This window comes from Pseudotenacibaculum haliotis (genome assembly GCF_042684245.1).
Classification (GTDB): domain Bacteria; phylum Bacteroidota; class Bacteroidia; order Flavobacteriales; family Flavobacteriaceae; genus Polaribacter; species Polaribacter haliotis_A.
Window position 1 is genome coordinate 277555 of the sequence record NZ_JBHULH010000004.1, and the last position, 24890, is coordinate 302444.

Sequence of the window (24890 nt, forward strand, 5' to 3'; positions counted from 1 at the left end):
CTGATTATCTTTGTCTGACCAAACGAAATACACATGAAAATCTTCGACAATACTGAGATTGCCTTCTCTTTAAAATCAGATTCACAATTAGAACGTGCTTACTTTTTATTTAAGTTGATCCAAAGTCAACCAATGGTACGAATTGGAACAGCAGTTACCAATTTTGCCTTAAAAGCACATTTACCAGTAGAAGGATTAATTAGATCGACGGTGTTTGATCATTTCTGTGGAGGAGTTACAGAAGAAGACTGTATGCCTAACATAGAAAGAATGCACGAGTTTGGTGTGTATTCTGTATTGGATTATTCTGTAGAAGGAAAAGAAACCGAAGAGCAGTTTGACTTTGCTATGGAAAAGACTTTAAAGAGTCTTGATTTTGCAAAAGAAAAACAATCAATTCCTTTTGTTGTATTCAAACCCACAGGAGTAGGGCGTTTTGCTTTGTATCAAAAGCTTACAGAAAAAGAACCGTTAACAGATGAAGAGAAGAGCGAGTGGATTCGTGTTGTCAATCGCTTTTATACTATCTGTGAAAAAGCAAAGAAATATGATGTGCCTATCTTGATTGATGCTGAAGAAAGCTGGATGCAAGATGCCGCAGATAATTTGGTAGAAGAGTTGATGGAAAAATTCAACAAAGAAAAAGCCATTGTGTTCAATACGCTACAGATGTACCGCCATGATCGTATGGAGTACCTGAAAGAACTGCATCAAAGAGCGCATCAAAAAGATTTCCATATTGGATTGAAGGTTGTACGTGGAGCTTATATGGAGAAGGAGAGAGAAAGAGCTAAAGAAAAAGGATATCCTTCACCTATATGTGTAGACAAGCAAGCTACAGACGATAATTATAATGAAGCCATTATTTATATGATGGAACACAAGAAAATGGCTTTGTTTGCCGGAACACACAATGAAGAAAGCTCTTATAAGTTAATGGAACTAGCGAAAGAACATAAGGTTGAACCGGGAGACAAGCGTATGTGGTTTGGGCAGTTATATGGAATGAGTGATCATATCAGCTTTAACTTAGCTAAAGAAGGTTACAATACAGCAAAATATGTTCCTTTTGGACCCGTTAGAGATGTAATGCCTTACTTGATTAGAAGAGCAGAAGAAAACACCTCTGTTGCCGGACAAACGAGTAGAGAACTAAACCTGATCAAAGAAGAGCGTAAAAGAAGAAAGCTAGAATGAGCACTGTTGAAGAAATAAAAGAATTACTTCAAAAGAACAAACAACGATTGAACAAAGAGCTAGAGCAGAGTAAAGAAGCGATGGCTTTGATCAAAAAATCTACCTATACAACACTTACAGACGAAGAAAAGGAAAAAGTAAAAGTTCAATTATTGGATATTTGTAAGGCAATTCCGGCTTTTGCAGTATTTATGCTTCCCGGCGGAGCTTTGTTACTACCACTATTGATCAAACTGATTCCGGATATATTACCCAGCGCTTTTAGAGAAGATGAAGAAGCGAGTTCTTAGGTTTTAGTGTTTAGTTCTTAGTGTTGAATTTTTAATGATAATGGTTCGTATGTGGAATCAAAACATAAAATTCAACATTCAAAACTCAATATATCTTCTTTTTTTACAAATTCATCATTTATAATTCGTAATTAATCACTTAGAAAAGACTACTTTTGCAACTTCAAAATTCAGAAGTATGCAATCTATTAGAAATATTGCCATTATTGCTCACGTAGACCACGGAAAAACAACCTTGGTAGATAAGATCATCGATCAAGCAAAGATCTTAGACGATCGTAAAGAACGTACAGATTTATTGCTGGATAACAATGATTTAGAAAGAGAAAGAGGAATTACCATTCTTTCTAAGAACGTATCTGTAAACTATAAAGACGTTAAGATCAATGTAATTGACACTCCTGGTCACGCCGATTTTGGAGGAGAAGTAGAGCGTGTGTTAAAAATGGCAGATGGTGTATTATTGTTAGTTGATGCTTTTGAAGGGCCAATGCCACAAACTCGTTTTGTGTTAGGAAAAGCTTTAGAATTAGGATTAACACCAATCGTAGTAGTAAACAAGGTAGATAAAGAAAACTGTACACCTGATTTGGTACATGAAAAAGTATTTGATTTGATGTTTGCTTTAGATGCAACTGAAGATCAGCTAGACTTTACTACCATTTATGGTTCTGCAAAGAATGGGTGGATGAGTACAGATTGGCAAGAGCCTACACAAGATATTATTCCTTTATTGGATGCAGTAATTGAAACCATTCCTGAAGCTCCTTATAGAGAAGGAACACCTCAAATGCAAATTACTTCATTAGATTTCTCTTCTTTTACAGGAAGAATTGCAATTGGACGTGTGTTTAGAGGAGATCTAGAAGAGAACAAAGATTACATGTTGTGTAAGGCAGACGGAACTACAAAGAAAGTTCGTATCAAAGAATTGCATGTTTTTGAAGGAATGGGAAAAGCAAAAGTTTCTAAAGTAAGAAGTGGAGATATTTGTGCGATTACCGGAATAGAAGGATTTGAAATTGGTGATACAATTGCAGATCTAGAGAACCCTGAAGCATTGCCAAGAATTGAAGTAGACAAACCTACCATGAGTATGTTGTTTACCATTAATAACTCACCATTCTTCGGAAAAGAAGGAAAGTTTGTTACCTCTCGTCACTTAAGAGATCGCTTGTTCAAAGAAATGGAAAAGAACTTAGCTTTACGTGTAGATGAGACAGACACAGAAGATAAGTTCAATGTATTTGGACGTGGAATTCTTCACTTATCTGTTTTGATCGAAACCATGCGTAGAGAAGGGTATGAGCTACAAGTAGGAAGACCTAAGGTGATCTTAAAAGAAATTGACGGAAAGAAATGTGAGCCGTATGAAACTTTAGTGATCGACGTACCGGAAGAATTAGCAAGTAAAGCCATTAACTTGGTAACTATGCGTAAAGGAGACTTGTTGGTAATGGAGCCAAAAGGTGATTTACAACACTTAGAATTTGATATTCCTTCCAGAGGATTGATCGGTTTACGTAATAAATTATTGACAGCTACTCAAGGAGAAGCAATCATCAACCACAGACTACGTGGGTACGATGTATTTAAAGGAGAGTTTAGTGATGTGGTAAACGGAGCTATTGTATCGTCTGAATCAGGAAAAGCAACTGCTTATGCTATTGATCGTTTACAAGACAGAGGAAAGTTCTTTATTGATCCAAACCAAGAGATCTACAAAGGGCAAGTAGTAGGAGAGAACGCAAAGCAAGATGATCTAGCTGTAAACTTGATCAAAGGAAAGAAACTGACCAATGTACGTGCATCCGGATCTGATGATGGTGTAAAGATTGCACCAAAGATCGATTTTTCTCTAGAAGAATGTATGGAGTACATCAAAGATGATGAATACTTAGAAGTAACACCAGAGAGCTTACGAATGCGTAAGATCAATTTTAGATAATAAAAAAAAGCTCCTGAAAAGGAGCTTTTTTTATTTTAAAGAGATCAATTTACTAATCCTTGATAGTAAATTGCTTCAAGATCATTTTTTCATCTTTTTTACTGAAGCTAGCTACAGTTTTCTTGAGTTTCTTTACAAACTCTTTTACTTCTTGCTTGCTGGCAGGGCATCCTAAATTTTGCCCACTAGGATCAAAAGAATCAGTGATCAAATTTAGATCGCTGTCTAAAATCACCCAAAAAGGCAATCCCGCTTTTTCTCCTTTGTATTTTTTAACCAAATCTTCAGACCCCGGGTTTTCTAAGTTTTTATTTTTTTGTGACTCGAAGACTACAACAGGAACTGACACAAAATTGTCTTGAAAGAACTTTTTAGTACTCTCAGCTTTCATATTCTTGGTCATACGATGACACCATCCACACCAAGAAGCTTCAAATTTTACAAAAATTGCTTTGTTTTCCTTTTTCGCTTTTGCTTGAGCTTTCTCTAATAAAGCAGTGGTGCTTTCTTGTGCCTCGATCTGAGTATTTGCAGCAAACAATGCAACAACGAAAAGAGCTAATACCTTTATTTTCATAGTAAGAGTTTTTGAATTCCTTCAAATGTAAACATAATCAAACAGAAGAACTGTTAAAATTACTCAAAGAAATACTCGGCAACCACATTTTGAAAGCTAGAAACATCCACTTTGTTTGTATTTGCTAAAACAATAATTGTAATATCTTCATCAATAAAATGACTTAGTAATGTGTTGATTCCATGAATACGACCAAACCTTTGAGCAACTTTAGAAACAGTCTTGTTATATGTTTGGTAACGAACCCACAATCCGTAACCGTAATCTCTAGACTCAAGATAGCTGCGAAGCAATAACTCCAGTTTTTGACTATCTATCAATTTCCCTTGGTATAGCGCATTGTTAAACTTTAATAAATCTTCAGAATTGGAATACATGGCTCCAGAGGCATGGTAGTTCTGATAGAGTATATCAGGGTTTTTAACATAAGTTTTCTTCTCTCTTAGCCATTTGTAAGGCTTAGATAAATTTTTGAGATCTTCTTTTTTAGCAATCACTCCGGTATTCTTCATCTCAAAAGGAATTAATATCCTTTCTTCTAAAACTTTTGAAAAAGGCTTCTTCGTAATAGTCTCAATGATCTTTCCAAGAAGTATGTATTCTCCATTGTTATAATTAAAAGCTGTACCTACTTCGTTGACAAATGGACCACTACAGTATTTTTGAATGATGGCCTCAACGTTATCATGAACTGAGTAAACATCAGGAAGATTACTCTTGTCATTTCTTTTCTCTTCACAATTTTGAATCCCACTGGTATGAGTTAGCAAATGATGAATGGTTACTTTCTGACCAATCTCTTCATCGTAATCTTTCAAGTAATAAGAAATACTTTTATTCAGATCCAGTTTGTTTTCAGCAACCAATTGTAAGATAAGGGTAGAAGTGAAAAGCTTTGTGATAGAAGCAATAGCGTATTTTGTGTTATTCGTATTTGCTTGAAGTGAATTTCTGTTAGCATAACCAAAACTCTTATGAAAGATGATCTGACCTTCTTTCTGTACTAAGACTGTTCCACTAAAACCGTTCTTAGCACTAAGTTGATTTAGTTGCTCCTTTAATTTCAAGTACTCCTTTTCTCGAACAATTCGAAATCCTTTGTTGACAGAAAATCGACTAACCAAACTACTGAAATTTCTAGCAGACACTCTGGCGCTCTCCATACCGTTATCCCAACTCCCGCCGCGCAAAACCTTTTTAGAACCATATTTAGCCCCCTTTGGATTTCTTCCTTTTATAAGTTTGTTTTGGTAGAGATCAAAACACCACTCACTCAAGTTACCACTCATATCATGTATTCCCAATTCATTAGCTTGTTTCAAACCAACAGGATGTATTCCTTTGTCTTTTTTAAAGTTCCATCCGGTTTTTGAGTTTGCCGCATACTCATTTGACCAAGCTACCTCTTCAGCATTGTTACTTCCACTATATACATAGCCTTTGCTAAATTGCCCACCACGAGCTGCATATTCCCATTCAGACTCTGTAGGCAATCGATAACTTTTGCCTGTTTTCTTAGATAACCATTTGCAATAAGCATTTGCTCCATACCACGATACATTAGCAACAGGGTAGCTTTCATAACCCGGCTTAGACACGAAAGATTGATCACTTGCCTTTTGAATCAAAGCATATTTGTTCAAAGCATACCAATGAGAACCTCCTTCAATTTGATTTCCTTTTTCAGATAAAAACTCAGCGTACTCAGCATTTGTTATTTCATACTTTCCGATCCAAAAATCATTTAATTCAACATTTACTACAGGAAGTTCATCACTAAAACTGAATACGACCTGCTCTTTTGTTCCCCCCATTTTAAAATTACCTCCTTTTACAAAAACCATTTCAGGAAGGTTAGATTTCTCATTATAAGGAGTGAAAAGTGTTATATAAAGCAGGAGAGAGGTGAGTAAATAGTTTTTCATAAGTAGTTAGTTTTCTTGTATTTAAAGACAAACAACTTTTTTGACTGTTACAGTGGGAATAAGCAGTTGAAAATTTCAAACAAATTTTAGAAAAATGATAAAAATTAATATTTAAAGTATTTTTTACATGGAAGTCTTGCATAATTAAAATTTTATTCGCAAAATTTGTCCAGAGAAAAAAACGAAATGACTTTTATTCAAAACCATCATCATCATTTTCATACTTGCACTCAAGCGAGCTGAAAATGTATTGAATAAAATCAAGATATTTAAGAACCCGTTTGAGTAGATCAAGCGGGTTTTTTCTTTTCTGGCCAAACAGAAATTTCCCAAGGTGATTTGCTCAAACAAAAATGAACCCGGTAAGACGGACACTAACAATGAGTAAATTAAAAATAGCGATTCAAAAATCAGGGAGATTAAATGAAGACTCCCTAAGAATCATTAAAGATTGTGGTATCTCAATCGATAATGGAAAAGATCAGTTAAAAGCGGCTGCCAGAAACTTCCCTTTAGAAGTATTCTATTTACGTAACGGCGACATTCCTCAGTATTTAAGAGATGGAGTGGTAGATGTAGCCATTATTGGAGAGAACGTATTAGTAGAGAAAGGCGAAGACATAAGTTTTGTTGAGCGTCTTGGATTTTCTAAATGTAAAGTCTCTCTAGCAGTTCCAAAAGGACAAGAGTATAAAGGAATGGAGTTTTTTGACGGAAAGAAAATTGCGACATCCTATCCAAACACAGTTAAAAAGTACTTGACAAAGAGAGGCGTGAATACAGACATTCACTTGATCAATGGTTCTGTAGAAATAGCACCAAACATAGGCTTAGCAGATGGAATTTGCGATATTGTTTCTTCCGGAAGCACACTGTTTAAAAACAATTTAAAAGAAGTTGAAGTACTCTTAACCTCTGAAGCTGTACTGGCTGTTTCTTCAAGGATTTCTGATGAAGCACAAGCAATCCTGAACAAATTACAATTCCGTATCAAATCAGTTTTAAAAGGTAGAAACTCAAAGTATGTCTTGTTAAATGCTCCTGATGAAAAACTAGATGAAATTATAAGCGTATTACCGGGAATGAGAAGCCCAACAGTATTGCCATTGGCAGAAAAAGGGTGGAGTTCAGTACACTCTGTGATCAGTAAGAATGAATTCTGGGAAATCATCGATGAATTAAAAGAAAAAGGAGCCGAAGGGATTCTTGTATGTCCAATTGAAAAAATGGTTGTGTAACATGAAAGTTGTAAAGTATCCAAGTAAAGAAGAATGGTCTACTATTTTAAAAAGACCTACACAAACTGTTAACGACATTGAAACTACCGTAAACCAGATCTTTGATGATATACAAAGAAACGGAGACACAGCAGTTCTTAAATACACTTCACTTTTTGACGGTGTTAATTTAACTGAGATCGAAGTAAGTGAAGAAGAGATCGAACTTGCTTCAACAGTAATCTCAGAAGATTTAAAAGAGGCAATTCAATTAGCAAAATCAAATATAGAGCGATTTCACTCAGCTCAAAAAACAGCAACTGTTTACCAGGAGACCATGCCGGGTGTTGAGTGCTGGCAAGAGAAAAGAGCTATTGAAAAGATTGGTCTGTATATTCCCGGAGGAACAGCCCCATTGTTCTCAACAGTTTTGATGCTAACTGTTCCTGCTCAAATTGTAGGATGTAAAGAGATCGTTTTGTGTACACCTCCTAATTCAGAAGGAAAAGTAGCCAATGAGATCTTATACACTGCAAAGTTATGCGGAGTAACCAAGATTTGTAAAGTAGGAGGAATTCAAGCTATTGCCGGATTGACTTTTGGAACAGATTCTATTCCATCTGTCTATAAGATATTTGGTCCAGGAAATCAATTTGTAACTGTAGCAAAACAATTAGCTACCAAATACGGAGTAGCTATTGATATGCCCGCTGGTCCAAGTGAACTGTTGGTTGTAGCAGATGATTCGGCAGTTCCATCTTATGTTGCTTCAGACTTGTTAAGTCAGGCAGAACACGGAACAGACAGTCAAGTTATTTTGGTGTCTACCTCTACTAAATTGGTAGAAGCCGTTTCAGAAGAGATCAACAATCAGTTAAAAGAACTGCCCAGAGTAGAGATTGCTTCCAAAGCAATTGAAAATTCCAGATCGATCTTGGTAAAAGACAATGAAGAAGCATTGGAGTTGATCAATGAATATGGCCCTGAGCACTTTATTATTTGTACAAAAAGTGATGAATTCTTTGTAGAGAACATTGTCAACGCAGGTTCAGTCTTCATTGGAAACTATACTCCAGAAAGCGCAGGAGATTATGCATCAGGAACCAACCATACTTTGCCGACCAATGGATTTTCTAAAGCCTACTCAGGAGTAAACTTAGATAGCTATACCAAGAGTATTACGTTTCAGAAAATTTCAAAACAAGGGATCAAAAATATAGGAAGATCAATTGAGTTGATGGCTGAAGCAGAAGGCTTGCAAGCGCACAAAAATGCAGTATCACTTCGATTGAAAGATATAAACAACTAACTGTCATTCCAACCAACGTGGAGGAATCTTAACAATGATGGTTTCTCCGATGGAAATGACAAACAAACAAGAATAATGACAGACTTTAGTATAAATTATTTGGTAAGAGAAAACATCAAAAAGATGATGCCCTATTCATCAGCAAGAGATGAATTTAAAGAAGCTTCTCTAGATATGATCTTTATTGATGCCAATGAAAACCCTTTTGATAACGGATTGAATCGTTACCCAGATCCTCAGCAAAATAAGGTAAAACAAACACTATCTGAGATCAAAGGAGTGAAACCCGATCAGATGTTATTAGGTAATGGAAGTGATGAAGTATTGGATTTGATCTTTCGTGTGTTCTGTGAACCTAAAAAAGATGCAGTGATTGCTTTGCCACCTACTTATGGGATGTACAAGGTTTTGGCAAGCACTAATGATGTAGAGTTGATCAATATTCCTTTGCAAGAAGACTTTCAGCCTAATGTAGAAGAGATATTAGAGTATCAGAACAAAAAAACAAAACTCTTGTTCTTATGCTCGCCAAACAACCCTACTGCCAATAGTTTCAATAGTAAAAAGGTAGAACAATTGATCAAAGGCTTTGAAGGAATTGTGGTAATTGATGAAGCCTATATTGATTTTTCTAAAGAAGAGAGTTGGTTGAGTAGGTTGAACGAATTTCCCAATCTAATTGTTACCCAAACCTTATCCAAAGCCTATGGATTGGCAGGAATACGCTTAGGAATCTGCTATGCATCTCAAGAGATCATTGCTGTATTGAACAAGATCAAACCTCCTTATAACGTAAATCAATTAACACAAGAAGCTGCATTAAAAGCACTGAAAGACCAAGAGAGACTTAAAAAAGAGGTGATGACTATTATTGGAGACAGAGAGCAATTGGCATCAGAATTAAGAGATATTTCTTTTGTAGAGAAAGTATACCCTTCAGATGCAAATTTCTTATTGATAAAAGTAGATGATGCAGATAAAAGGTACCAGCAATTGATAGAAGAAGGAATTGTTGTAAGAAACAGGAGCAAACAGTTTTTGTGCGAGAATTGTTTACGCATAACAGTAGGAGATTACTTAGAAAGCGAAGAATTAATATTGACTTTACTAAAATTACAATCAAACAGATGAAAAAGGTATTATTCATAGATAGAGACGGAACATTAGTAATAGAACCGCCGGTAGACTATCAGTTAGATAGTTTTGAAAAACTGGAGTTTTACCCCAATGTATTTCAATACTTAAGCAAAATAGCTAAGGAATTGGATTATGAATTGGTAATGGTAACCAATCAAGATGGTTTGGGAACCAACAGTTTCCCGGAAAACACTTTCTGGCCGGTACACAATTTTGTGATGAAATCCTTTGAGTTGGAAGGAATCACTTTCCAAGAACAATTCATAGATAGAACTTTTGCAAAAGAGAATGCGCCTACCAGAAAACCTAATACAGGTTTGTTAACTCAGTATTTTTCTGAAGAATATGATCTGGAAAATTCTTTTGTGATCGGTGATCGTTTGACAGACATTGAATTGGCAAAGAACTTAGGAGCTAAAGGAATCTTTATTAGCGACCACCCTGAAGTTGGAGCTGATGAGATCAGTGTAAAAAGAGAAGAACTGAATGATTTTATTGCCTTAGAAACCAATGCCTGGTCTGAGATCTATCAGTTTTTAAAAGTACAAGACAGAACAGGAAGCATAGAAAGAAATACCAACGAAACGCAAATTCAGATCGATTTGAATTTAGACGGAACAGGAAAGAGCCAGATTGATACCGGAATCGCTTTTTTTGATCACATGTTAGATCAAATTGCTCGTCACGGACAATTAGACTTAAACATTAAGGTAAAAGGAGATTTGGAGGTTGATGAACACCACACAATAGAAGACACAGCCATTGCCTTAGGAGATCTATTTGCACAAACTTTAGGAAACAAATTAGGAATAGAACGTTATGGTTTCTGTTTGCCTATGGATGATTGTTTAGCTCAGGTAGCCATTGACTTTGGAGGACGTAATTGGTTGGTTTGGGAAGCAGATTTTAAACGAGAAATGATAGGGAAGATGCCTACAGAAATGTTCATGCACTTTTTTAAATCTTTTACAGATGGAGCCAAATGTAATTTAAACATCAAAGCAGAAGGAACAAATGAACATCACAAGATCGAAGCAATTTTTAAAGCCTTTGCAAAAGCAATTAAGATGGCTGTAAAAAGAGATGTTGAGAAGATGATCTTACCTTCAACAAAAGGAGTATTGTAATAAAACTGTCATTCCGGCCAACGTGGTGGAATCTTAACAATGAAGATTTCTCGCCTCTCGACTCCGCTCGAGAAGACAAGCTCGAAATGACATAAAAATTAAAGATGAAATTAGTAATTATAGATTACGGAGCAGGTAATATTAAAAGCATCCAGTTTGCTTTTAAACGTTTGGGTGTAGAAGCTGTGCTTTCCGGTGATTGGGATGAGATCAGAACCACAGATAAGGTGATCTTTCCTGGTGTGGGAGAAGCCAGTTCAGCCATGGAAAAACTGAAAGAATCCGGGTTGGAAGCATTGATTCCTAGTTTAAAACAACCTGTTTTAGGAATCTGTTTAGGTATGCAATTAATGTGTAATAAAACGGAAGAAGGAAACACAAAAGGCTTGGGAATCTTTGATGTAAACGTCAAGCAATTTTCAAACAAAGTAAAAGTTCCGCAAATGGGATGGAATACGATCAAAAATTTGAACTCCTCCTTATTTAAAGGAGTAAAAGAAAATGATTTTATGTATCTGGTACATAGTTTTTATGCCGAAAATTCAGAATTGACGATTGCAAATACAACCTATGAGTTGGAATATGCATCGGCACTACAAAAAGATAACTTTTACGGAGTACAGTTTCACCCGGAAAAGAGTGGAATATCCGGAGAGCAAATTCTGCAAAACTTTTTAAACCTATAGAAATGAGAATTATACCTGCAATAGATATAATAGACGGTAAGTGTGTACGCCTTACAAAAGGCGATTACAGCACAAAGAAAATATACAACGAAAATCCTGTAGAAGTAGCTAAAGAATTTCAAGATCACGGAATAGAGTATTTGCACGTAGTGGATTTAGACGGTGCAAAAGCCAGCCACATCATCAATTATAAGACTTTAGAGAAGATTGCCGGTAAGACAAACTTGAAGATTGATTTTGGAGGAGGTCTAAAATCGGATGAAGATTTACGAATTGCTTTTGAATCCGGTGCAAATCAGATCACCGGAGGAAGTATTGCCGTTAAGAAACCTGAATTGTTTGAAAGCTGGATCAGAAAGTACGGAAGTGACCAAATTATTCTTGGCGCCGATTGTAAAGAAGAAAAAATAGCCGTTAGCGGATGGCAAGAAGAAAGTGATTTAAAAGTCATTCCTTTTATACAAAACTATCAGCAGAAAGGAGTGTCTTATGTGATCTGTACAGATATTTCAAAAGACGGAATGCTAAAAGGACCTTCGTTTGATCTCTATCAACGTATCATAGAGCAAACTGTCATTCCAACCAAAGTGGAGGAATCTCAATTAGGGAAAGACCTTTCAACAGTACTCAATGAGACAAATAACATTAAACTTATTGCATCCGGAGGAATTTCAACATTTGATGAGCTACCAAAATTACAAGAACTCGGATGTGAAGGCGTAATTATTGGAAAAGCTATTTATGAGAACAGAATCAGCTTACAAGAACTAGAAAAATTTATAATAGATGCTAACTAAAAGAATAATTCCTTGTTTGGATATTAAAAACGGAAGAACAGTCAAGGGAATCAACTTTGTGAACCTAATTGACGCAGGAGATCCTGTAGAATTAGCAAGAACCTACGCAGAAGTTGGAGCAGATGAATTGGTTTTTCTAGATATCTCAGCAACTTTAGAAGGAAGAAAAACAATGCGAGAAATGGTATTACGTGTCGCAGAACAAGTAAATATCCCTTTTACAGTAGGAGGCGGAATCTCATCAATAGAAGATGTAGATATTCTTTTGAAAAGTGGAGCTGATAAGATTTCTATCAACTCATCAGCAGTGAAAAGACCGGAATTGATCAGTGAATTGTCACAGAAGTTTGGAAGTCAATGTGTAGTTGTGGCAATAGATGCAAAACAGATTAACGGAACATGGAAAGTTCATTTAGCCGGAGGTACTATTCCTACTGAGTTAGATCTATTTGAATGGGCTAAAGAATTGGAAAAGCGAGGAGCCGGCGAGATCTTGTTTACTTCCATGGATAATGATGGAACCAAGGCTGGCTTTGCTAATGAAGCTTTGGCCAAACTATCGGAGCTTGTAAACATACCTATTATTGCTTCAGGAGGTGCGGGAACTGTTGATCACTTTGTAGAGACGTTTGTAAAAGGGAAATCAGATGCAGCCTTGGCTGCTAGTGTATTTCACTTTGGAGAAATACCGATACCGGAACTAAAACAAGAATTAAGAAACAACAATATAGAAGTAAGAATTTAGCTGTCTTTACGAAGAATGTAATGACGAAGTAATCTTTTAAAGATTGCCACAGCAAATAAATTTGCTTTGCAATGATTAATATTATGAATATAGATTTCACTAAAAATACAGATGGATTGGTACCTGCTGTTATTCAAGACGTATCAACAAAAAATGTCTTGATGTTAGGGTATATGAACCAAGAAGCATTTAAAAAAACACAACAAACAGGAAAGGTTACTTTCTTTAGTAGAAGTAAAAAACGATTGTGGACCAAAGGAGAAGAAAGCGGAAATTTCCTGAACCTGGTTGAGATGAAGTTAGACTGTGACAATGACACACTATTAATTCAGGCCGAACCTTTAGGCCCTACATGTCACACAGGTACAGATACCTGCTGGGCTGAAGAGAATACAGTATCTTATGGTTTTCTATCTAAACTAGAAAATGTAATTACAAATCGTGTTGAGAATGCAGATGTAGCTGATTCTTATGTGGCTAGATTGTTTCAAAAAGGAATTAACAAATTAGCTCAAAAAGTAGGTGAGGAGGCAGTAGAAGTAGTAATTGAAGCCAAAGACAATAACGATGAATTGTTCTTAAATGAAAGTGCCGATCTTTTGTTTCACTATTTGATGCTACTACAAGCAAAAGGTTATCGTTTGAATGATGTAGTAAATGTTTTACGATCAAGAGAAAAGTAGAAGTGACCTCATTTAGAGGTCACTTGATCACTTACTCATATGCGAGTTTAACCTTGAGGCTTGGATACTTTCCTTTGAGTTCTTTTTCCAAACCAATGATATGAGAAGCTCCTACAATTACAATATTTCTTTGATGCTCTAGTGCTAACACCTGCGCAGCAATGTTTCGAGCCATACGCATATTTCGCTCGTTCCAGTAGCGTTCGCCTTCGGTACAACCGGGCGTTGTAACTTTGGCATAGGTAAAAGACGACATCTTATGCAAACGTTCTAAACTTTTTCTTTTATTCGTATGTTTTCCTAAGCCTCTAAAAATAGCAGGTACAACTGCACTGTTGTAATCTTTCTTGTTTAATTTTCTTGAGATTTCATTATTCCCATTGCTAACGCCTTCTCGTACACATTTTCTCCAGGCTTGATGATATTCTTTATTCGTTTGTTGATCATCCATATTTAACACCCTTTTGATACCTAATTTGAGAGCTAACTTGTAGGTAAGATCACCATCTTCATGTCGTGTAGGCTTTTTTGCTCCTTTGATACCATACTTTTTAATATAGGTGTAGTATTCGTGATTTCCGTTATCTCTTAAGTATCCAAAACTATTGATCAGGTAATCTAGATCTACCGAAGTCATGTCTTTGTGTTCTTTCTTTAGGGTTTGATCGAACTTTACAGGATTGAAATCAAATGACTTTTGTAAGGAATCCGATAGTTTGTAGAATCGTTGGTATCCTTTAGACCACCCGTTCTTTAAATAGTTCCAACTAATAGAATCTCTAGCCATAGGGCTTTCTACATAAATAGCCTGCGGTTTGTATTTCAAAGCTTTTTTAAGCATGGGCTTATAACTATGCTTAACAATTTTAGGAACAGTATGCATGGTTCCTACAAGAATAACTTCTTTTTCTCCCTCTTTAAGAATTGTTGTGTTTTGAGATCGACTGCAATTGACAAAACAGAATAGCGTGATTAGAAGTAAAATTTTTGATTTCATGATTGCGATTTTAGGTTAAACTTTCGAGTTCAAAACTAAAATCAGAAAAGTCATAAGTCCAGTATTCTTAATACTTCGTGGCGAAATACTAGTTATTTGTGGTAGAATTTAAAACCGATTTTGCATCGTTTTTATAAGTATTGGATACAGGGGCAAAAATAGAAGAAGATAATTCAACAAACAGCTTTCCTTTTTCGGTTTTCCACTGCTGAAAATGATAAGGGTTGATAATGTAGGAACGATGAATACGAAGCAAATCTGGAAACTCTTCGGCAACTACAGATAGTTTGTTTCTGATCAACGATTTCTTTAGTTCGCCTCCAGAATAATACAGAACTTCAATATAATTGTCTGAAGATTGAACACAAACAAGATCATTTAATAACAAACGTAATCCATCATAAGTACCTTCACCTTTGATCTCTATTTTAGACTGTGCTAATCTTTTCTCTTTATACTTCCCTAAACCAAAACGGCCAATGAGTACAATAGGTAATATAGTTGCAATAGCCGGAAGTGTAATAGATGTTAGTTGGTATGAAAAACTATAAAGATTCTGTTCACCAACCATAACCACATACAAATAAAAAGCTCTTACGATAAAAATGGTGATGATAACAAGAAAGAGAATAAATAAGAGCTCTTGAAGCAAAGTCCATTGCTGTTGACTCCGACTGTATAGAAAATACTGAAAAGGTAAAAAAACTAAATACATAATACCTCCAATAAGACCATATCCAGGTAAGTAAATCAACTTTTCTTTATCGCCAAACTCATTCACATCCAGTGGCTCTGTGAGGTGCAAAAAACCAAATATCCATATAGCAAGACCTAAGGCAATCAGTGCATGATGCTTAAAGGACGGATCGAATGGATATGAGTTTTTGAGAAGCTTCATTCGCGGTAAAAATACAAATACTTATGAAGTATGAACAGTCCACCAAGTCACAAAGATTTTCAAAATCTCTCCATTCGTTTGTTTTAACCAACATAAAGGAGCAGATTGTTTTTGGTGAAATTCATTAATTCGTTTTTGAGCCTGTTCAAAGTTTAGCCAATCAACATCCTTATGAGGTTCGATCAACCAATCTAATTTTTTAGGAATATAAAACTTACAATCAGAGAATTTTTGTAGCTGCTCTATATCCATATAAAAGCCACAAACACATTCAGGATTTAGTTGTTTAAAATCAATTTTCGTTCCGAAAGGAATATACAATTGGGCTTTGAAATATGTTCTTTGTTGAATGTTGTTAGCTTTCAGTTTAAGCTCAGAAAGGAAAGAAGCACACTCCTTAGAGTAGAGTAGAGGAAACTGCTTGTTTTTGATCTTATTGAGCTTTAAAACCAAACTATCTCTACGATTTGGGCCAATCCAATGATCTAAAAAATCGGAACCTACAGTAGCATCATACAAGTAGAACTTATAAGCGATCTCTAAATGAACGGCTTCCTTATGATCCATTAATAGACAATCGATTTCACCTAAAGTTACTTTATCGGAAATAATTTGAACATTTTCTTTTAGAACTTGAATTGATGAATGTTGATGCAGCTCGTACGAGACCAAACGTTCTACGTAGTTACCCAAACGTATCGTATCCGAAATTTTCTCTCCAATACTCAATTTTGATGGGGTCCACAAAAACTGCTCTAATTCTAATAGAGATTTCTCCCATAAGAATGGAGTGTTTTGAAATCCAAAAAATCGTTGTTGAGTTAAGTTCATATGGTAGCGGTGACTGAGGCTCTCGAAGTCACTATTGTTTTTACATAATCAGTTATAGACAGTAAAATTAAAATAAATCACGATAAGCTTTTGATAATTCTATGAGTAAATCGTAGTTCTTTTCAATCAGCGCTTCTTTCTTTTTCCTGCTCCAGCCTTGAATTTGTTTTTCTCTGTAAAAAGCTTCATCTATTCTGGAAAATTCTTCAAGATAAACCAACTTAACAGGTAACCGCCTTCTCGTGTAGTTTGCACCTAAGCCACCTTGATGCAGTCGTATTCTTTTTGAAATATCTTTTGTGCTTCCTGTATAATAGCTGCCATCAGCACACTCCAATATATAAACATACCCTATCATTTCTTTTTCATTTTTTTGTTTTGGTGACTTCGAGAGCCTCAGTCACCGTAAAGCTTTCACAATACTTTTGCATTTAGAGTTTTAAAAATACAATGAATCTTTTGTAAATTGACCTTCCCAAAAAATACCAACATGCAATTCAACAAATCAAGCTTACAATTTTTAAAAGACCTTAAGAAGAATAATAACCGAGATTGGTTTGCCGAGAATAAACCAAAGTTTAAAGAGGCACAAGATAATGCCAAGGCCTTTTGGGAAGCTATCAGAACAAATTTGGAAAAGCATGATGAAATAGAAAAAATCAAAATGTTCCGAATCTATAGAGATGTTCGTTTTTCTAAAGACAAAACACCCTATCAGCCACATTTTGCCGGTTCTCTATCGCGTTTAGGTAAACAACTTCGCGGAGGATACTATTTGCGTATAAGACCGGGGGAGAGCTTTTTAGCAGGAGGCTTTTGGGAGCCCAATAAAGAAGATCTGTTTCGCATTCGTAAAGAATTGGAGATCGATGCAACTGAAATGCGAGAGATTTTAGCAGAAAAGAAATACCAACACTACTTTGGAGGTGTTTTTGAAGGTAGCGAGTTAAAAACAGCTCCGAAAGGATTTGACAAAGAGCACCCGGATATTGACCTGATTCGCAAGAAAGCATATATCGCTGTTCGAAACTTTACAGATACAGAAGTGTTGGACCCTGATTTTATTAATGAAGTAGATCGCTCTTTCAAAGCATTACGTCCTTTCTTTGACTATATGAGCGATGTACTCACCACAAACTTAAACGGAGAAAGCATTCTTTAATGCTTTTATATTTATATATCAATTAATAAAAAATGTCTATGGAAAATCATTCCTCTCTACAATCTAGTAGTTGGAGCTTATTGGAAAAAATAGGTTTCCGATTCTTCTTTGTGTATTTCACACTGTTCATCACTTTTGAAAACAATGGAGCCTATCCGTTTTTTGTTTATATCTCCAGAATGTGGAGTAATTTCTTAAACAATTACATTCCTTGGGTAGGAAAACATATTTTGGGTATACCTTATGATTTTAAAGGAGGGCCTAATGGAAGTGGAGACACGACTTTTGATTATGTGATCTTGTTTTGTATCCTAATGCTTGCCATTATAGTTACAGTAATTTGGTCTTTTTTGGATAGAAAGAGAAAGAATTATGCTAAGATGTATTATTGGTTAACGGTAGCATTGCGATTTTATGTAGGATTAATGCTGATCAATTATGGATTGGTTAAAGTAATTCAAGTACAGTTCTCTTCTCCGGGATTGTACAGATTAACTCAACCTTATGGAGAAAGCTCTCCAATGGGATTAGCATGGACGTTCTTAGGCTTCTCTAAAGGATATAATCTGTTCATGGGAATTGCAGAAGTGGCAGCCGTTCTATTATTGTTTAGAAGAACACTCACCTTGGGATTGATCATTACTATTATGACTACAGCCAATGTAATGGCAGTCAATTATTTTTATGATGTTCCTGTAAAGATCTTATCTACTCATTTGGTGCTGATCTGTTTGTTTTTGATAGCAAGAGATTTTAAGAAATTGTTGACTTTCTTTCTACTGAGAGTTCCCGTATCGCTAACAGATATTTATAAGCCAAAATTGAAAAGAGGATTAAAAATGACCTTCACAATTTTAAAAGTTTTGGTTATTGCTTATGCTTTAGGTTATGGATTAATTGAGACGATGCGAAGCAAAGAAAGATATTATGGAGAAGGCACAAAAAGTCCTCTACAAGGTTTATATGAAGTAAGAGAGATCACTTTGAATGGGAAAACTAAGACCTATGATGAGCTCACAACAAAAGATTGGAAATACTTAGCAATAGAAAGAAAAGGTTTTGCACAGGTTCAGTTGATGAGTTTGAAAAGAGAATGGATGACCCTTAAGATCGATTCTACTAGTACAGATAAGTTTACATTAACGAGTAGAGGAGTAGATGAAAGGACATATGAATTCGAATATGGAGAAGGTGATAATTCAGATTTCTTTTTGAAAGGAACGGTAAATTCGGATACTCTCTTTATTAAAATGAAACGATACAAAGACTTTAAAGAGAAATTCTTATTGACCAACAGAGGTTTTCATTGGATTAATGAAATGCCTTACAATAGATAAAAAGGAACACCCTGAATTTTCATTCAGGGTGTTTTTATAAAATTAAATTACTTATTCTTTTAAGGCTTACAATTTAAAAGCTCCAATGTCTGTAACTCCTTCTCTTAAGGTGTTATGATCTACACCAATATTACATACTTCAGCATTGGCATTAAAATGTTGTGCCATTTCATAATTACCACCATCCAAAGCTTGCTGTGTTCCGTTAAAACTGGTAGAAGAAGAAAGCCATCTGTAATCGCATAGCTTTAGATCCATTAAGGCATTTACCGCAGCTCCACATCCGTAGGCACCTACTTTATAGGTTTCATTAGGTTGACTAAGTTTATTTAAAGCTTCTTTTATTCCTTCGAAATAAGGAATGATATTATTGTTGATCTGATTGTCAGTTACATTCAGGTCAATGGCAAAAAAGATAGCAGAACCAAAAGGTTGCTTTATTGTTTCTTTAGCATATTGATATGCACTAGTAGCGTGGGCTATCCCATTTTGCTTAGTAAAAGAATCTAAGTTTACACCATCTTCAAATACAACTCCTATTTGCATTTCGGCATTGGAGATAGCCTGAGCTTCCGAAGGAGTAATTACTTTCCAGTTAACGGCTGATGCATAATATCTAAAAATGATCTGTACACCAGTATTGGCAATACACATTAATCGCTCGATTGTATTGCTAGAAGTATCTATAATTCCCATAATATTGTTTAATAATTAGTTCTTTGAAAAGTAGATAAAATCAATCTACTTACATCGAGTAGTTTTACCTGATTTTCTTTATGTGACTGTTTTACCCTTGAATGATTGTATCTAAAACTTTAGGTAATAATTCGATATCTATGCTGCCTTCTTCTGTTGTAGGAATGTAGTTAGGCTTAGGAAGGTGTCTTAATTGTAAATGAGGATGATAAATGGTAGTTCTGCTTTTTCTGAAGTAAGAACACATCACAGAAAAACTACTGTTTGAACAAACCAAAATATCTGCTTCTACAAAAGCTTGATAGATGTTATGAACCAGATCATAATTCTTTTGCTCTCGATTACTTCCAATCATAACTTCAGTATGTGGACGGCCTTCAAAACGATCTAGAATGTCTTCTGAGTTAGATAATTCGGTATAGATTTTAATTTCTACATTGCCAACTCCGTAAGCTTTCTCAAGATGGATCAATATGTTTTCATAATAATCCATATCAAACATATAGCGTACGGCATACGGACTTGTAAAATGCTGAGGAAACTTCTCTCTATCGTAATCCATTCCACGATTGATATGCATGGCTACCTGAATTGGAAATTCAGGAGCTTTTGGTGTAATAGAATGTTTTTCTAAAAAATTCTCAGAGAGTTCTTTTTGCATGGTAGAGTAGATGTCGTACTCCAATCTTCCTTGTTGAAACCAAGGTATGGTTTGAAACGGATGAATACGCAATGCATTTTCAATGATCACCAAAGTAGTATCGTCTCTTTTTGGCAATTTCTTTTGAAAATATGCAACCATTTCGTCATAATCCTCAACTCCACACCAAAGTGGACCTTCTACACGGACAATTTGTTTGTATCGAGAAGTTCTTTCCGATTTTTCTACAACAGGGTAGTTGTACCCAATCCCAAAGAAATCCAAGTATTCATAAGGGGTATGAACGTAATTCATATTAAAAAGATGGCCGATAGCCATAGCACCCAAAGCATCTTTTAGTTGATGACCGTGGTTACCTCCAGATGTAAATTCTATAGTAAAATCCATAAATCAAAAGGGGTATTAAGAATAATTTATAGACGAAAAATATAGAAAAGAGAAGTTGTAAAAAACTGGGTATTTAAAAATAGGTAGAACTACCTAATATGGGTTGAGTTTAGTGTTGGTATAAGCTAATGGCTTTTTGTAGAAGGGCAGTAATACTCTCTAGAGGAATGTCTTTTTGAGCGGGCACTCTGAATATTTTCATTCGTGCTCTGGAACCCGATTCTAATTGAGGATGCTCTAGATGTTTTCCTTCAACAAAAAGAATATAAGGCTCTGTAGTTTTTTTATCTACCCAGAGATAACAAAACATTTTCTTTCCATAACAAAAGCAAGGCATCCCGTATTTACGAGTTTCATTAACTAGTTCGTGTTGCTCTAAGATCAGTTCCCGAAGCGAGAGTAAACAACTTCTATTAGGTTCTTCTTTATCTAAATAAAATTGATCGTTTAGACTCATGTAATTAAAACCCTTTTTTCCAAACCTTATCTGCTGATTCTAAATAAGTAGCAAGAGCAGCAGAACCGTACCATACATAGAGTTCAGGAGCGAGGTATTTTTCTTTGATCGCAGGATCTGTTTGTAATAACTTCTTAGCTTCTTCTATAGTAGGGACGTCGAGAATAAAAATACCTCTATACGTTTTATCATTCTTTTGCATAGGACCAGCTACGATCATTTTCTTGTTTTTTACAAGACGGTTGATATTGTCCATGTGACCGGAAAAAGCTTTGTTCTTCAAATCTTTGTCTTGAGAAGTATTCGTTCCCGTTTTTAAGATAACAAAGATGTAAGATTTCATACCGTAATCATCTGCACCTACTTTCTTTGCCAGATCAGCATCGTAATTAGGATTGGTTTTTTGAGCAGAAATACTTCCGTAAACCAATAAAACTAAGAGTAGAACAAGTTTTTTCATAATGGAAATGTTTTGATGACAAGTTACTAAATAACAGATATAAAAAAAGAGCCATAAGGCTCTTTTCAAAATGTTTTACATCTGAAATTAAATCTGACTTAATCCTCCATCAACTTCAATTTCAATTCCATTAATATATGATGCATCATCAGAAGCTAAGAACAAAGCTGTATTAGCAACTTCTTCTGAAGACCCAAATCTTCCCATTGGGTTTGCAGCAGCAAAGCCTTTCCCCATTTCTTCAACAACATCTTCAGGTAATCCCATTTTACCATAAATAGCTGTGGCAATTGGGCCGGGAGCAATAGAATTTACACGAATCCCTCTAGATTTCACTTCATTGGTCAATACTCTTGAATAAGCCCTTAAAGCTCCTTTACTTGCAGAATATACTGCTAAGCCTTCAAATCCTTTTTGATGCACTATTGAATTGGTAAACAGAATTGTTCCGCCATCATTAATATGTGGTAAAGCCTTTGTAACAGTAAGAATTGGACCTTTTACATTAATGTCAAAAATGTAGTTGTAATGATGAGCTGTAATGTCTGTAGTAGGAGAGATGGGGGCAACACCTGCATTTAAGAACAGAATATCAATCTTTCCATATGTTGCTACAGTTTCTTCAATCAACCTTTTGTTGTCATCATCCTTAGATACATCTGCTACAATGCTTAAATAGTCTCCTTCCAAATCTTTAGTAGCTTCAGCTAACGCATCAGCTCTTCTTCCTGAAAGAACCACTTTAGCTCCTTCTTGTAAAAATAGTTTTGCAGTGGCCAATCCTATACCACTGTTTGCGCCTGTAATTACAGCGACTTTGTTGTGTAGTTTACTCATGTTAAATTTATTTGAAACGAACGTTTCATATTTGGTTAAAAAAAATTACTCTAATACAGAAAGGATTGTATTGACAATACTTTCCAGATCTTTTTGCTCATCTATGATAATACCGGTAATTCTAAATCCTTGTAGAGAAGTAAACAAATAAAGAGCATACTCTTTAGCTGTTCTATTAGTATTAATGCTTCCTTCATTCTGGCCTTTTGCCACGAGAGACTCAAACAATTCTTCCATTCCTTCTCTGTTGTGAATCAAGAAACTTTTGATCTTTTGATCTTTGTTTGCCATCTCTGTTGTACAATTACTCAACATACAACCATTGTTTGTATACTTTGGGTTTAAGGAAAAAATACTGCGAATTGTTTCTATAGGCGTGTCTGAATTGATCAAATACTTTTGAATGGCTTTTTCGGCCATCTGTTTATAAACCTTTAGACTTTCCTGATACAATTCCATTTTACTTCCAAAAGAATTGTAGATACTTGAACGGTTCAATCCTGTAGCATCAACCAAATCTTGCATAGAAGTGGCATTATAGCCCTTTCTATGAAAAAGTTGAATGACCTTTCCTAAGATCTCTTCTCTATCAAATGTTTCTACTTTTGGCATTTATTTGAAATGAACGTTTCAAAATTACAAACAATTTTAATACAATCGAAAAAAAGAAATGTTAAATTTCTAAACGAGGTTTTTTCGTACTTCTTTCTGAAGGAAAATAACAGTAATTAAAGTTGCCATAATATCAGCAATAGGGAAGGAGAACCAAACCCCATTCAACCCAAAGAATTGTGGTAAGATGTATACCAACGGGATTAAAAAGATTCCTTGTTTTAACAAGGTAAGTAGTAGTGCCGGCAAGGCTTTACCGGCTGCTTGAAAATAAGCTGCACCAACCAATTGAGTAGTAATTACCGGAGTTGCCAAGAAACTTAATAGCAGTGCGTTGGGAGTTTCGGAGATCAAACTAGAGTCATTGGTAAAAATACCCGCAATGGTTTCCGGGAAAATAATAATTCCCAAAAAGATGATCGTTGCTACTCCAGTACCATAAACAATAGCAGTTTTAATGGTCTCTTTAACTCTTTTAGAATCTTTTGCCCCATAATTATATCCTGCAATAGGCAAGAAACCTTGAGTTACACCCAACACAGGAAAGAGTGCAAACATCATAACACGGTTGATGATACCATAAACAGCAATCGCATTTTCGCCTCCATATTTAAATAAAGTTGCATTCAAGACGATCATTAAAAGGCTAATGGTACCTTGGCGTATAACAGTAACACCTCCTAATTGTATGGTTTCTTTAACGATCTTATAATTTAAGAGTAAGTATTTAGGATAGATAACAAGTTCACTTTTCTTAGAAAGGAAAAAACCAAAGATAAACAGTCCGCAAGCAGCATATGAAAGTGATGTTGCCAAACCGGCTCCGTACATTCCCATATTCATCACTTTGATAAAAATGATATCCATCACAATATTGGTAATTGCAGGGATGATCATTGCATACATGGCAAATTTGGGTTTCCCTTCAGCTCTTATCACTGGGTTTCCCATCATAGCAAAAGCCAAAAAAGGAACTCCGTATAAGACCACATGAAAATACTCTGTGGCCGGAGATAGTATGTCACCATTAGCTCCAAATAATAGTAGCAAAGACGAACAAAAGAAGGTGCCAATAAACACAAAGAAAACAGATAACCCTAGAGTTAACGAAATCTGGTTTCCAAAAGTGAGAAAGGCTTTTTGAAACTCTTTAGCTCCTAAAGCTCTTGAAATAATAGAGCTTCCTCCAATTCCAATTCCCATTCCAATTGATGAGATCAGAAAAACAATAGGAAGCACTACAGTAATCGCTGCAATTGCTAAAGATCCAATCCATTGTCCAACAAAGATCGTATCTACGATCATGTTTAAAGACATTACCAGAATTCCTATAGATGCAGGAACAGCCTGCTTTACAAGTAGTTTACTAATTTTTTCGGTACCGAGTTCGTTGGCCAAGTTTGTCATAGAAGACTACAAATATCATAATTAAAATATGCGAATAGTCTTCACAGAAAATATTTAGGGATAAATTAACATATCAAAAGGATTTGAACTAAGTTTGTTTTATGACTCCGTTTGAAATACAAATTGTGGTTTCAGAAGACCATATAGATGAGCTACAGCACGTTAACAACGTAGTGTATCTGCAATGGGTTCAGGATATTGCCAACAAACATTGGAATCTATTAAAAGAAGGTTATGATACTTCAGATTATGTTTGGGTAGTCTTAAAACATGAGATCAGTTATCATGGCCAAGCTATTTTAGGTGATACCATTACAATAAGAACTTGGGTAGGAGAGACTGCCGGAATTAAATCGGTAAGACATGTAGAGTTCTACAAAGGAGAGAAAATGGTTGTAAAAGCGAAAACCGATTGGTGTTTGGTTGATTCAAAAACATTACGCCCCAAAAGAATTACAGGTGAAATTTTACGTGTTTTAGAATTGAATTAACTGTACCTTTGACACCTGA

At 35.4% G+C, this 24890-nt stretch carries 27 protein-coding genes; 14 read left to right on the forward strand and 13 right to left on the reverse strand.

Annotation, left to right across the window (positions count from 1 at the left end; all coding sequences use genetic code 11):
• The first annotated feature begins 33 nt into the window (after positions 1-33).
• The 3 genes from ACFSRZ_RS09265 (at position 34) to typA (ending at position 3435) form a co-directional block, all read left to right on the forward strand.
• On the forward strand, positions 34-1197 hold the full coding sequence (locus ACFSRZ_RS09265) for a proline dehydrogenase family protein (protein WP_379666270.1): 1164 nt from the start codon (positions 34-36) through the stop codon (positions 1195-1197).
• Positions 1194-1487: an LETM1 domain-containing protein gene (locus ACFSRZ_RS09270; RefSeq protein WP_379666271.1), complete on the forward strand. Its 294-nt coding sequence runs from the start codon at positions 1194-1196 to the stop codon at positions 1485-1487. The genes ACFSRZ_RS09265 and ACFSRZ_RS09270 overlap by 4 nt, the downstream gene beginning before the upstream one ends.
• Positions 1488-1665: 178 nt before the next feature.
• Entirely contained in the window at positions 1666-3435 is a 1770-nt protein-coding gene (gene typA, locus ACFSRZ_RS09275) for a translational GTPase TypA (RefSeq protein ID WP_379666272.1), read from the forward strand.
• Between the two features lie 52 nt (positions 3436-3487).
• On the opposite strand, the gene ACFSRZ_RS09280 is transcribed toward typA, so the two are convergent.
• Positions 3488-4012, reverse strand: a complete 525-nt coding sequence (locus ACFSRZ_RS09280; protein ID WP_379666273.1) for a thioredoxin family protein — start codon at positions 4010-4012, stop codon at positions 3488-3490.
• A gap of 59 nt (positions 4013-4071) precedes the next feature.
• Complete coding sequence (locus tag ACFSRZ_RS09285; RefSeq protein ID WP_379666274.1) at positions 4072-5937, reverse strand: SUMF1/EgtB/PvdO family nonheme iron enzyme; 1866 nt, start codon at positions 5935-5937, stop codon at positions 4072-4074.
• A gap of 380 nt (positions 5938-6317) precedes the next feature.
• On the opposite strand from ACFSRZ_RS09285, the gene hisG reads away from it, so the two are divergent.
• From hisG to hisIE, 8 genes are all read left to right on the forward strand, one after another.
• Positions 6318-7175, forward strand: coding sequence for an ATP phosphoribosyltransferase (gene hisG / locus ACFSRZ_RS09290; RefSeq protein WP_379666275.1), 858 nt, complete (start codon positions 6318-6320; stop codon positions 7173-7175).
• 1 nt (position 7176) lies between these two features.
• Positions 7177-8463, forward strand: a complete 1287-nt coding sequence (gene hisD, locus ACFSRZ_RS09295; protein WP_379666276.1) for a histidinol dehydrogenase — start codon at positions 7177-7179, stop codon at positions 8461-8463.
• A 75-nt stretch (positions 8464-8538) separates the two neighbouring features.
• Positions 8539-9594: a histidinol-phosphate transaminase gene (hisC, locus tag ACFSRZ_RS09300; protein ID WP_379666277.1), complete on the forward strand. Its 1056-nt coding sequence runs from the start codon at positions 8539-8541 to the stop codon at positions 9592-9594.
• Entirely contained in the window at positions 9591-10727 is a 1137-nt protein-coding gene (hisB, locus tag ACFSRZ_RS09305; RefSeq protein ID WP_379666278.1) for a bifunctional histidinol-phosphatase/imidazoleglycerol-phosphate dehydratase HisB, read from the forward strand. Before hisC ends, hisB begins: the two co-directional genes overlap by 4 nt.
• A 104-nt stretch (positions 10728-10831) precedes the next feature.
• The gene (hisH, locus tag ACFSRZ_RS09310; protein ID WP_379666279.1) at positions 10832-11413 is read left to right on the forward strand and encodes an imidazole glycerol phosphate synthase subunit HisH; all 582 of its coding nucleotides are present in this window, start codon (positions 10832-10834) and stop codon (positions 11411-11413) included.
• 2 nt (positions 11414-11415) lie between these two features.
• On the forward strand, positions 11416-12210 hold the full coding sequence (locus ACFSRZ_RS09315; protein ID WP_379666280.1) for a 1-(5-phosphoribosyl)-5-[(5-phosphoribosylamino)methylideneamino]imidazole-4-carboxamide isomerase: 795 nt from the start codon (positions 11416-11418) through the stop codon (positions 12208-12210).
• Positions 12200-12955, forward strand: coding sequence for an imidazole glycerol phosphate synthase subunit HisF (gene hisF / locus ACFSRZ_RS09320; protein ID WP_379666281.1), 756 nt, complete (start codon positions 12200-12202; stop codon positions 12953-12955). Before ACFSRZ_RS09315 ends, hisF begins: the two co-directional genes overlap by 11 nt.
• A gap of 83 nt (positions 12956-13038) precedes the next feature.
• The gene (hisIE, locus tag ACFSRZ_RS09325) at positions 13039-13638 is read left to right on the forward strand and encodes a bifunctional phosphoribosyl-AMP cyclohydrolase/phosphoribosyl-ATP diphosphatase HisIE (RefSeq protein WP_379666282.1); all 600 of its coding nucleotides are present in this window, start codon (positions 13039-13041) and stop codon (positions 13636-13638) included.
• A gap of 31 nt (positions 13639-13669) precedes the next feature.
• Here hisIE and ACFSRZ_RS09330 read toward each other — a convergent pair whose 3' ends face one another.
• The 4 genes from ACFSRZ_RS09330 to ACFSRZ_RS09345 form a co-directional block, all read right to left on the reverse strand.
• Complete coding sequence (locus ACFSRZ_RS09330) at positions 13670-14635, reverse strand: DUF5694 domain-containing protein (protein WP_379666283.1); 966 nt, start codon at positions 14633-14635, stop codon at positions 13670-13672.
• A gap of 88 nt (positions 14636-14723) precedes the next feature.
• Positions 14724-15533, reverse strand: coding sequence for a LytTR family DNA-binding domain-containing protein (locus ACFSRZ_RS09335; protein ID WP_379666284.1), 810 nt, complete (start codon positions 15531-15533; stop codon positions 14724-14726).
• Between the two features lie 21 nt (positions 15534-15554).
• Positions 15555-16364 (reverse strand): DUF1853 family protein, encoded by an 810-nt coding sequence (locus ACFSRZ_RS09340; protein ID WP_379666285.1) that lies wholly within the window; start codon positions 16362-16364, stop codon positions 15555-15557.
• A 67-nt stretch (positions 16365-16431) separates the two neighbouring features.
• A complete protein-coding gene (locus tag ACFSRZ_RS09345) occupies positions 16432-16722 on the reverse strand; it encodes a GIY-YIG nuclease family protein (RefSeq protein ID WP_379666286.1) in 291 nt (96 codons plus the stop codon).
• Between the two features lie 132 nt (positions 16723-16854).
• Here ACFSRZ_RS09345 and ACFSRZ_RS09350 point away from each other — a divergent pair, with 132 nt between their 5' ends.
• Both ACFSRZ_RS09350 and ACFSRZ_RS09355 read left to right on the forward strand, forming a co-directional pair.
• The gene (locus ACFSRZ_RS09350; protein ID WP_379666287.1) at positions 16855-17526 is read left to right on the forward strand and encodes a DUF2461 domain-containing protein; all 672 of its coding nucleotides are present in this window, start codon (positions 16855-16857) and stop codon (positions 17524-17526) included.
• Between the two features lie 38 nt (positions 17527-17564).
• Positions 17565-18863 carry a hypothetical protein gene (locus ACFSRZ_RS09355; RefSeq protein WP_379666288.1) on the forward strand — a complete coding sequence of 433 codons (1299 nt, stop codon included), beginning with the start codon at positions 17565-17567 and terminating at the stop codon, positions 18861-18863.
• A gap of 66 nt (positions 18864-18929) precedes the next feature.
• Here the strand turns inward: ACFSRZ_RS09355 and ACFSRZ_RS09360 are convergent, their stop codons facing one another.
• The 7 genes from ACFSRZ_RS09360 to ACFSRZ_RS09390 form a co-directional block, all read right to left on the reverse strand.
• Entirely contained in the window at positions 18930-19559 is a 630-nt protein-coding gene (locus tag ACFSRZ_RS09360; RefSeq protein ID WP_379666289.1) for a DUF1906 domain-containing protein, read from the reverse strand.
• A gap of 91 nt (positions 19560-19650) precedes the next feature.
• Positions 19651-20607 carry a hypothetical protein gene (locus ACFSRZ_RS09365; protein ID WP_379666290.1) on the reverse strand — a complete coding sequence of 319 codons (957 nt, stop codon included), beginning with the start codon at positions 20605-20607 and terminating at the stop codon, positions 19651-19653.
• Between the two features lie 109 nt (positions 20608-20716).
• Positions 20717-21064 (reverse strand): DUF1801 domain-containing protein, encoded by a 348-nt coding sequence (locus ACFSRZ_RS09370; protein WP_379666291.1) that lies wholly within the window; start codon positions 21062-21064, stop codon positions 20717-20719.
• 4 nt (positions 21065-21068) lie between these two features.
• Positions 21069-21524 carry a YciI family protein gene (locus ACFSRZ_RS09375; protein WP_379666292.1) on the reverse strand — a complete coding sequence of 152 codons (456 nt, stop codon included), beginning with the start codon at positions 21522-21524 and terminating at the stop codon, positions 21069-21071.
• Positions 21525-21611: 87 nt separating this feature from the next.
• Complete coding sequence (locus ACFSRZ_RS09380) at positions 21612-22361, reverse strand: SDR family NAD(P)-dependent oxidoreductase (protein ID WP_379666293.1); 750 nt, start codon at positions 22359-22361, stop codon at positions 21612-21614.
• Positions 22362-22406: 45 nt separating this feature from the next.
• Positions 22407-22973, reverse strand: coding sequence for a TetR/AcrR family transcriptional regulator (locus ACFSRZ_RS09385; protein WP_379666294.1), 567 nt, complete (start codon positions 22971-22973; stop codon positions 22407-22409).
• 69 nt (positions 22974-23042) lie between these two features.
• Positions 23043-24380 carry an MATE family efflux transporter gene (locus ACFSRZ_RS09390; RefSeq protein WP_379666295.1) on the reverse strand — a complete coding sequence of 446 codons (1338 nt, stop codon included), beginning with the start codon at positions 24378-24380 and terminating at the stop codon, positions 23043-23045.
• Between the two features lie 101 nt (positions 24381-24481).
• Between ACFSRZ_RS09390 and ACFSRZ_RS09395 the strand changes: the two genes are divergently transcribed.
• Positions 24482-24871, forward strand: a complete 390-nt coding sequence (locus tag ACFSRZ_RS09395; RefSeq protein ID WP_379666296.1) for an acyl-CoA thioesterase — start codon at positions 24482-24484, stop codon at positions 24869-24871.
• Positions 24872-24890 lie beyond the last annotated feature (19 nt).